Source organism: Craterilacuibacter sp., from assembly GCF_051659485.1.
Classification (GTDB): domain Bacteria; phylum Pseudomonadota; class Gammaproteobacteria; order Burkholderiales; family Chromobacteriaceae; genus Craterilacuibacter.
Map to the genome: position 1 here is coordinate 1 of NZ_JBOFOO010000310.1, position 2781 is coordinate 2781.

The following is a 2781-nucleotide window of genomic DNA, read 5'->3' on the forward strand; positions in this document are numbered from 1 at the left end:
AAGTGAGTCAACGATAAAGCTGCTGGATGCTGGAAAAGTCCTGTCCGCCATGGCCGGCAGCGATATGTTTTTCAAACAGGGCATGGGCCAGCGCCCCCAGCGGGGTATCGGCATGAGCCGCATGCGCGCTATCCCGCGCCAAACCCAGATCTTTCAGCATCAGGCTGCCCATAAAGCCCCCGTTATAGTCATGGCTGGCGGGGCTGTTCGGCATAATGCCCGGCCACGGGTTGTAAAGCTCCAGTGCCCAGTTCCGTCCCGAACTCTTGCTCATGATGTGAGACAGCACCGCCGGGTCCAGACCGTTTTTGACGCCCAGTGCCAGCGTTTCGGCTGTTGCGGCCATCAGAATACCTAAAAGCATATTGTTGCAGATCTTGGCACTTTGCCCTGCGCCGTGCGCGCCGGCGTGAAAGATGTTGTGTCCCATGGCGGCCAGCACCGGCTGCGCCCGCGCTAGATTCCCGGCATTGCCGCCGACCATAAAGGTCAGGCTGCCCGCTGCCGCGCCTGCGGTTCCGCCGGAAACCGGCGCGTCCAGCATGGCAATGCCGCGTGCGCGTGCATTATCGGCAAGGCGGATGCTGGTGGCCGCATCGATGGTGCTGCAATCGATAGCCAGTGTTCCGGCACCGAGTGCCGGCAGCAACTCCAGATATAAATCCTCGACATGGCGTGCCGCCGGCAGCATGGTGATGAGTATGGATGCGCCGTCAATCGCCGCGCGGGCACTGGTAGCCAGTTGGGCACCGGATGCGGCCAGCGCAGTCATGGCTGGCGTGGACAGATCGTACACGGTCACATCAAAGCCCTTGGCGGCCAGATTGCCGGCCATGGGCCCGCCCATATGTCCCAGGCCAATAAAGGCAATTTTCTCCATCGCTTGTTCTCCTGTTTACAGTTCGGCCAGCGGGTGGTTTTCTGCTGTCCATGGCGAAATGAAATGACTGGCAACGGTCCTGGCATCCATATCGGCGATATGCTTGACGCTCCATGCCGCTTGCCTGTCCTTGTCTACTAGCAAGGCGCGCACTCCCTCGCGAAAATCGGGGCGGGTGCAGAAGTTGACCGATAGCGTCAGCTCCATGCGCAGCACCTCGGCCAGCGACAAATGGCGTGCCCGGCGAAAAATTTCCCAAGTCACGGCGGCAGACACCGGGCAAGCCGCCGTGAAGCTGGCTGCCGCACTAGCGAGCCAAGGGTCGGTGCCGCCATGCGCCAGCAGCAAGGCTTCGGCGACTTTGGCGAGGCTGCCGCGGTTCATCAGCTGATGGATGGCAATCAGGCGTGGCGCCACCGGTGACGGTGGCAGCGCCTGCGGACAATCGTCTTCCAGCGTATCCAGCAGGGCGCTGACGGTGGCGAAATCATCATCACCCTCCCAGGTTGCGGCCTGTAACGCCGATAGCAACTGCGGATAACTGTCTCGGCCAAGTACGCAATCGGCCAGATTGGCGATCAGGGCATCATGTGCATTGATGGCGGCGCCGGTCAGCCCCAGGAACAGGCCGAGTCTGGCCGGCATGCGCTGCAAAAACCAGCTGCCGCCCACATCGGGATACAGGCCTATGCTCGTTTCCGGCATGGCTATACGCGTGCTGTCGGTGGCGATGCGGTGGCTGGCGCCGGCCATCAGGCCCAGTCCGCCGCCCATGACGATGCCGCTGCCCCACACAATGACCGGTTTGGGGTAGGTATGAATGGCGTAGTCCAGCCGGTATTCATCGGCAAAAAAGGTCTGCGCCTGCGGGTTGGGGTGGCGTGCATCCTCAAGCAGCGCCGCACGCAAGGCGCGTACGTCGCCACCGGCACAAAAAGCCTTGTCGCCGGCGCCGCGCAGCAGGATGCAGCATATCAGCGGGTCCTGGCGCCAGCGCGCAAGCTGCACCGACAGCAGGGTGATCATGCTGTGGGTGAGGGCATTGAGGCTTTTTTCGGCATTGAGTGTGGCCACGCCGATGCGCTGGCCGCCGGTAGTGGTGAGGGTGTCGAATAATACGGGGCTATCCATCATTGTCCTTTTGGATATGGGGTCTGTTCAGGGCAGGAAAATGACGGCTGCCATTGAGGTGCGCGCTTTTGCAGGAAGGCGGCGATGCCTTCTTGCGGGTTGGCGCCATCAAACAGGCCGACAAACAGCTCGCGCTCCAGGGGCAGGTTCAGCGCCGGCGCATTGAAGCGCGCGCGCTGGATCAGCGTTTTGCAGGCTGCCACCGCGTCCGGCGATGCACTTACTGTTTTTTCCGCTAGCGCCAATGCGGCGGCACAGGCCTCGCCCGGTGCGACCACTTCCTCGACAAGGCCGATGCGCAAGGCGCTTGCAGCATTGATGCGCTCGCCCAGCAATATCATGCGCTTGGCCCAGCCTTCACCGACCAAGTGGGGCAATAGCTGGGTGCCGCCGGCGCAGGGCAACAGCCCCACCGCCGCCTCGGGAAGCGCCATATGCGCCGTCTGTTCCGCGATGCGGATATCGCAGGCCAGTGCCACCTCCAGCCCGCCGCCCATTGCATAGCCGTTGATGGCGGCTATCGTGACGCCGCGCCAGTTTGAGAGCGCCTCGAAGGCGCGTCCGAACAGGCGCGAGAGGTCGCTTGCCGCCGCGTGCGAGCCGTCGGCAAACTGCTTGAGATCGGCCCCGGCACAGAAAAACTTGCTGCCGGCGCCGGTCAGCACCAGCGCCCGGGTAGCGGGCTGCGCCTCAAGGTCGCAAACCAGCTGCTGCAGTGCCGTCAGGCTTGCTGCGGTCCAGGTGTTGGCCGGCGGATTGTCCATCACCAC

Annotated in this window: 3 protein-coding genes; all 3 read right to left on the reverse strand. The window is 63.0% G+C overall.

Going from position 1 to position 2781, the window contains the following annotated elements:
• Window positions 1–7: 7 nt before the first annotated feature.
• Window positions 8–880 carry a 3-hydroxyisobutyrate dehydrogenase gene (gene mmsB, locus ACRC1E_RS10820; RefSeq protein ID WP_438515107.1) on the reverse strand — a complete coding sequence of 291 codons (873 nt, stop codon included), beginning with the start codon at window positions 878–880 and terminating at the stop codon, window positions 8–10.
• A gap of 15 nt (window positions 881–895) precedes the next feature.
• Window positions 896–2011 carry an enoyl-CoA hydratase/isomerase family protein gene (locus ACRC1E_RS10825; RefSeq protein WP_438515108.1) on the reverse strand — a complete coding sequence of 372 codons (1116 nt, stop codon included), beginning with the start codon at window positions 2009–2011 and terminating at the stop codon, window positions 896–898.
• Window positions 2011–2781 (reverse strand): enoyl-CoA hydratase (locus tag ACRC1E_RS10830; protein ID WP_438515109.1); only part of this gene is annotated, 771 nt, incomplete at its 5' end. The genes ACRC1E_RS10830 and ACRC1E_RS10825, both read right to left, overlap by 1 nt.

Bases quoted from the DNA above. Each gene is read 5' to 3' on its own strand.
- ACRC1E_RS10825 (WP_438515108.1), bottom strand. From the start codon at position 2,011: ATGGATAGCCCCGTATTATTCGACACCCTCACCACTACCGGCGGCCAG.
- mmsB (WP_438515107.1), bottom strand. From the start codon at position 880: ATGGAGAAAATTGCCTTTATTGGCCTGGGACATATGGGCGGGCCCATG.